This is a genomic window from Klebsiella sp. CN_Kp106 (assembly GCF_040064575.1).
GTDB lineage: Bacteria > Pseudomonadota > Gammaproteobacteria > Enterobacterales > Enterobacteriaceae > Klebsiella > Klebsiella michiganensis.
Window position 1 is genome coordinate 20,939 of record NZ_JBEAIG010000018.1, and the last position, 6,069, is coordinate 27,007.

A 6,069-nucleotide genomic window follows, 5' to 3' on the forward strand; every position below is an offset into this window, starting at 1 on the left:
TCCTTATTTTTGAAAAGCGTGTTTGCCGGCCGCCAGCCACGCGCTGTCGCTCTGCGGGGTATGTACCCGCCCGCACAGCACGTTGCGATAGTGGCGTTCCAGAGGATTTTGCCGACTCAGGCCATGGTTGCCGGTCAGCTCCAGCGCCAGGTTCACCGCCTGAATGGCGTTGTCGGTAATCGTGACTTTCGCGAGATTCGCCTCAATGGCGGAAAAGCCCAGCTGCGCGGCCTTTTCCAGCAGAGTGCGATTGACCAGTAGCCAGCCGTCAATCTGGCCGACTTTTTCCTGCACCCGCGGCAGGCTGGAAAGGGGTTGCCCAAGGCTGCCCGGAATACGCGTACCCAGCCACGTTACCAGCCAGTCGCGGGCCGCCCGCGCGATGCTGTCGTAAATCGCCGCCAGCAGCGCCGTATGGCGGTTGGCAAACAGACGAAACTGTTCCGCATCCGGCACGGGAGGCGCATCGGCAGGCCACACGTCCACCGCGTGCTCTGCGGCCACCCGGACGTTGTTCAGCACCACTTCGTGGCTGCCGGTTGCCCGCATTCCGGCGTGATCCCAGCTGTTCACCACGGTAATGCCCTCACTGTCGCGGGGCACCAGCCAGGTGCCGACCAGCGGCGGAGCGTCGTCGCTGCGGCCCCAGATGGCCAGCCAGCTCAGCCCCTCAATACCGGTGGTATAGATTTTATGGCCGTTAATCTGCCACCCTTCCGCGCGGCGGGTCGCCACGGTTTGCGGCAGGCCGCCGCGCGCCGGGGAGCCCAGTTCCGGCTCCACGCGCAGGCTGTTGATCAAGCCTCCCCGCTCGACGGCATCGTGAAAAACCCGCTGGCGCAGCGGCTCGGACCAGTTCTCGTTTTCCGCCAGCCGCAGATGGTGCAGGTACTGCATGCAGACGATCAGCGCCGTCGCCGGTTCGCCCCAGGCGATGGCCGCAATGGCCTGCTGAAGCTCGGCTAAGCCGGCACCTGCCCCGCCGTACTGCTGCGGCACGGCGAGGCTTAAAAAACCGCGCTGGCGCAGACGGTCGATATTGTCGCGGGGAAAGTCGCCGCTGGCGTCGAGACTGGCCGCCTGCTCCGCCATCAGCTGGCGAACCTCCCTCAACCGCCGCGCCCAGTCATCGCTTGTCTGACCGATCACGAGGCGCGCTCCGCCACGGCGCGCAGGGCGGCTTTTTCGCGGGCGATCGGCAGCAGCGCTTTACCGTACTCCTGAGCATCGTTGAGCGGATCGAACCCGCGGATCAGGAAGTTGCGCACGCCGAGGTCGTAGTAATCGAGCAGCGCGTCGGCGACCTGTTCCGGGGTGCCCACCAGCGCGGTGGAGTTGTGGCCGCCGCCTACCAGCTGCGCGATCCCGGTCCACAGGCGTTTATCCACCACCTTGCCCTGCGCCGCCGTCGCCCGCAGACGCTGCGCCCCGACGCTGTCGGGCTTGGCTTTGAAACCGCCTCCGCTCTGCGCCGCCCGCTCGGTGGCGACGTGCAGGATATGCTCGGCTTTCTCCCAGGCCTCGGCTTCGGTCGCGGCGATAATCGGCCGGAACGAGACGCTGAAGTCGATTTCGCGCTGATGTTTCGCCGCCTCGGCCCGCACGCGCTGGATGGTTTCCGCGGTTTGCGCCAGCGACTCTCCCCACAGGGCGAAGACGTTGGCGTGCTTGCCGGCCACGGCAATGGCCGCTTCCGACGAACCGCCGAAATAGAGAGGGATATGCGGTTTTTGCAGCGGGCGAATGGCCGACCACGCCTGTTCCGCCTGATAAAAGTCATTGGCGATATCCACCGGCTGTTCGGCGGTCCACACCTTGCGGACGGTCTCAAGGAAGGCATCGGTACGCGCATAGCGCTGGTCGTGATCGAGGTAATCACCGTCGCGGCGCTGCTCGGCGTCATTGCCGCCGCTGATGATATGTACCGCCAGACGGCCGCCCAGCAGGTGTTCAAGGGTAGCGAACTTACGCGCGGCGAGGGTCGGCGAGACAAAACCGGGACGATGAGCCAACAGGAAGCCGATCTTTTGCGTCGACAGGCCCGCCAGCGCGGTCACCAGGAATCCGTCGGGTTGATCGGACCAGTGGCCCACCAGCAGGCGGTCAAACCCGGCGGCCTCGTGGGTTTGCGCGAAACGCACGATGTAATCGCGGTCAAAAATCGGGCCGACCGGGGCGATGGTTTCCGACGACAGGCGGTGGCCGATCATGCCGAGAAATTGAATGCTCATGCAGAACTCCTTGTAGCAGGATAATGAGTGGGCCGCCGCGGCGGCGCGTTTTCATTACCCTATACACGGGCTCTTAATGAACAAAATGCATTTTTATCATATCTTAATATGCGAGATAAGCATTTATAAAAATTATATATACGTTTCAGCCAGATACGTTTAGCTGCTGAACGACTTTGCCGGCGAAAAAAGTCAGCGGCTGGCTCAGATTAGCCAGATTCTGCGCGTGAACCAGCCACAGATGCACCTCGGGCTGGAAATCCGCCAGCGTCAATACCGTCACCTCATCGCGCCACGGGCTGGCGGCCAGCGCGGCGCGCGGCACCAGGCCAAGCCCCAGCCCCTGCGCCACGAGGCTGATTTGCAGCTGGGCGCCCGCGGTCTCGACATTCAGCGCCAGACGCAGCCCCTGGGACTGCAGCTCGCGGATCAGCCCGGCCCGCAGGCCGCAGCCGTCGGGATTGAGCACCCAGCCTTTTTCCGCGCAGTCGCGCAGCGCCCCGGCGTGAAGACGCCAGCTTTTAGCCGCAATCACCACAATATCCAGCGGGCACAGCAGGCGCCCGCCGTAGCCCTCAGCAAAGCGTTGCTGTTCCGGCCCCATCGCCAGCACGCCGTCCAGCTCGACGCTTTCAAGGCGCTTTTGCAGCAGCCCGCTCCAGCCGCAGGTCACCTGCGGTCGCAGGGCGGGAAACTGCTGGCGCAGCGCGGTCAGCGCCGGCTGCAGGGCAATTTCCGCCACGCTCTGCGGGACCCCGAGACGCAGGATACCGTGCGGCTCGGCCTCGGGGTCGAGCAGGCCGTACAGCTTTTTGGTCTCCCGCTTGATGCTCAGGCACTGCTCGTAAACCCGGTGTCCGGCGGCGGTCAGGGTAAGCGGCCGGGTCTGACGCTCCAGCAGCGTTACGTTGAGGGTTTGCTCAAGACGCTGCAGACGACGGGTAATCGCCGATTGGGTAATACCGAGATATTCCGCGGCCTGGTTAAGCGAGGAGAACTGCACGGTGGCCAGCAGTGCGTCAATGTCGTCGATGCGCATAGCGTCCTTAAAGCCTGGCCCATCAGAGCTATTTTGCTTGCCATTTTGAACCTGGGCAGTGCTCAGACAAAACTCATAGAGTTTTGAACGCCTTCAGGGCGGCCCGAAGGGGGAGCGTAGCGAATAATCCTCACGTACTACGTGTACGCTCCGGTTCTTCCGCGCTGGCCGTGTTCAAACTGTCTACGCCAATGACGCTTGATGGGTAGGCTATCAATGTTATTTTTGCATATTAATATATGCGGAAATTGCATTTTAATTATATTAACGCCTTTGCTAGCGTAAAGACCAGTCCCGACAACAGGAAGCGACCATGACCGCACCGCGAGTGGAAAAATTACGCCAGTTTATTCAAGACCTTGATGCCCTGCATCGCGAATTTACCGATGAACAGCCCCTGCTCGACGCCGTGGCCCTGCGCCTGGCCGCGCTGGTGAAAAAGGATGACTGGCTGCCGGAGGAGTACACCCTGCCGCATCCCCACCACTATCAGCAGTATCTGCTGCATGCCGATTCCGGACAGCGTTTTTCCATTGTCAGCTTCGTCTGGGGGCCGGGGCAATCGACGCCGATTCACGATCATCGGGTGTGGGGCGCCATCGGCATGCTGCGGGGCGCGGAGGAGAATCAGCGCTACCGCCTGGACGAGCGCGGCCAGCCGGTGGTCATCGGCGTTGCTGAACGCCTTTCCCCAGGCGAAGTGGAAAAAGTCTCTTCCCGCGACGGCGATATTCACCGGGTGAGCAACGCCCTCGCGGATAGCGTCTCGATCAGTATTCACGTTTACGGCGGCAATATCGGCGGCGTCAGGCGAGCGGTTTATACCCCGGAAGGCCTCGTCAAACCTTTTGTCTCCGGCTACTCCAACCGCCACTTACCCAATATCTGGGATCTCTCAAAGGATAATTAATATGCCCACCTGTTCTTATCGCCCGGCCGCCCAGCTGCGCCAGGCGCTGCTTGACGGCGCCGAGCTGGCGCTGATCGACGTTCGCGAAGAGGCCGACTTTGCCCGCAGCCATCCGCTGTTTGCCGCTAATCTGCCGCTCAGCAAGCTGGAGCTGGATATTTTTCGGCGCGTGCCGCGCCTGACGACGCCGATTACCGTCTATGACGGCGGCGAAGGTCTGGCGGAGCGGGCCGTCGAGCGCCTGCAGAGCTGGGGCTACGAAGATGTCGCCCTGCTGGAAGGCGGCCTGCCGGGGTGGCAGCGCAGCGGCGGAGAGCTGTTCCAGGATGTGAATTCGCCGAGCAAAGCGTTCGGCGAGCTGGTGGAGAGCGAGCGGCATACCCCCTCGCTGAGCGCCGGGGAAGTGCAGGCGCTGCTCGATGGTCAACAGGAGGTGGTTGTCGTCGACGCGCGCCGTTTCGATGAGTATCACACCATGAATATTCCCGGCAGCATCAGCGTGCCCGGCGGGGAGCTGGCGCTGCGCATTGAGGGCCTGATTCCGTCATCGCAGGCGACGGTGATCGTCAACTGCGCGGGGCGCACGCGCAGTATTATCGGCACGCAGTCGCTGCGCAATGCCGGTTTGCCCAATCCGGTCTACGCGCTGCGCAACGGTACCATCGGCTGGACCTTAGCTGGGTTTGACCTTGAGCGCGGCCAGCAGCGGCGTTATGACGCCGATTTTCGCGCCCCAGCCGAACGCGCGGCGGCGGTGAGGCAGCTGGCGGAGCGCGCCGGCGTCGCCTTTATAGACAGCCCAACCCTTCAGCGCTGGCTACGGCAGCCCGCCCGCACCACTTACCTGTTCGACGTCCGCAGCCCGGAGGAGTACGCCGCAGGCCATCTGCCGCTGAGCGTTAGCGCGCCCGGCGGGCAGCTGGTGCAGGAAACCGACCATTTCGCCAGCGTGCGCGGGGCGCGCATTGTGCTGATTGCCGATGACGAGATACGCGCGCCGATAACGGCGTCCTGGCTGGCGCAGATGGGGTGGGAAGTGGCGGTATTACGCGATGCGCGCGCGGAAGATTTTAGCGAGCACGGTACCCCCGCAGGCCGCGTACCGCCGGGTCCGCAGGCGGAGGAGATTGCCCCGCATCAGCTGGCGGCACAGCTGAGGGAGCCGGGAACCGTGGTGCTGGACTTTACCACCAGCGCCAACTACGTCGCCCGGCATATTCCCGGCGCTTACTGGCTGGTGCGTTCACAGCTGCGCCAGGCGCTGGAGGTGCTGCCTTCCGCCAAGCGTTACGTTGTCACCTGCGGCAGCAGCCTGCTGGCCCGCTACGCGGTGCCTGAGGTTGCAGCGTTAACCGGTAAACCGGTGCAGCTGCTGAGCGGCGGCACGCTGGCGTGGATTGACGCCGGGCTGGCGCTGGAGCATGGCGAGACGCATCTGGCGACACCGCGCAGCGATCGCTATCAGCGCCCGTATGAAGGTACCGATAACTCACCCGCGGCAATGCAGGCCTACCTCGACTGGGAGTTCGGCCTGGTTGAACAGCTGAAGCGGGATGGCACGCACGGGTTTAAAGTATTGTGATGTCCCCCGCTCGCGCTGCGCTTAGCGGGGCTACGGGTTCATCGCCGTCTGCGAGCGGTAGCCCGGACAGATGCGCAGCATCGCCTCCGGGAAATTATGCCGCACTGCGCTTTGCTCCCGGGGGCGGCGCAAGCGCCTGCCCGGGCTACAGGTCCACCGCCGTCTGCCATACCGTAGCCCGGACAGATGCGCAGCATCGCCTCCGGGAAATTATGCCGCACTGCGCTTTGCTCCCGGGGGCGGCGCAAAGCTCCTGCCCGGGCTACAGGTCCACCGCCGTCTGCCATACCGTAGCCCGGACAGATGC

The 6,069-nt window shown here is 63.7% G+C and carries 4 protein-coding genes and 1 pseudogene; 2 read left to right on the forward strand and 3 right to left on the reverse strand.

Annotated features, from left to right (window positions below; translation table 11 throughout):
* Nucleotides 1–3: 3 nt before the first annotated feature.
* From ABLU96_RS10605 to ABLU96_RS10615, 3 genes and pseudogenes are all read right to left on the reverse strand, one after another.
* Entirely contained in the window at nt 4–1,092 is a 1,089-nt protein-coding gene (locus ABLU96_RS10605; RefSeq protein WP_057174160.1) for an acyl-CoA dehydrogenase family protein, read from the reverse strand.
* A 34-nt stretch (nt 1,093–1,126) separates the two neighbouring features.
* Nucleotides 1,127–2,231: pseudogene (locus ABLU96_RS10610) on the reverse strand (LLM class flavin-dependent oxidoreductase).
* A gap of 145 nt (nt 2,232–2,376) precedes the next feature.
* Nucleotides 2,377–3,270, reverse strand: coding sequence for a LysR family transcriptional regulator (locus ABLU96_RS10615; protein ID WP_049105308.1), 894 nt, complete (start codon nt 3,268–3,270; stop codon nt 2,377–2,379).
* A gap of 313 nt (nt 3,271–3,583) precedes the next feature.
* On the opposite strand from ABLU96_RS10615, the gene ABLU96_RS10620 reads away from it, so the two are divergent.
* Nucleotides 3,584–4,180: a cysteine dioxygenase gene (locus ABLU96_RS10620; RefSeq protein ID WP_064358115.1), complete on the forward strand. Its 597-nt coding sequence runs from the start codon at nt 3,584–3,586 to the stop codon at nt 4,178–4,180.
* Between the two features lies 1 nt (nt 4,181).
* Nucleotides 4,182–5,762, forward strand: coding sequence for a rhodanese homology domain-containing protein (locus ABLU96_RS10625; protein WP_064405818.1), 1,581 nt, complete (start codon nt 4,182–4,184; stop codon nt 5,760–5,762).
* The last annotated feature ends 307 nt before the right edge of the window (nt 5,763–6,069 follow it).

What these genes read in the sequence shown, in the direction of transcription:
- ABLU96_RS10605 (WP_057174160.1), bottom strand. Translation starts at nt 1,092, where the DNA reads ATGGCGGAGCAGGCGGCCAGTCTCGACGCCAGCGGCGACTTTCCCCGC.
- ABLU96_RS10615 (WP_049105308.1), bottom strand. Translation starts at nt 3,270, where the DNA reads ATGCGCATCGACGACATTGACGCACTGCTGGCCACCGTGCAGTTCTCC.
- ABLU96_RS10620 (WP_064358115.1), top strand. Translation starts at nt 3,584, where the DNA reads ATGACCGCACCGCGAGTGGAAAAATTACGCCAGTTTATTCAAGACCTT.
- ABLU96_RS10625 (WP_064405818.1), top strand. Translation starts at nt 4,182, where the DNA reads ATGCCCACCTGTTCTTATCGCCCGGCCGCCCAGCTGCGCCAGGCGCTG.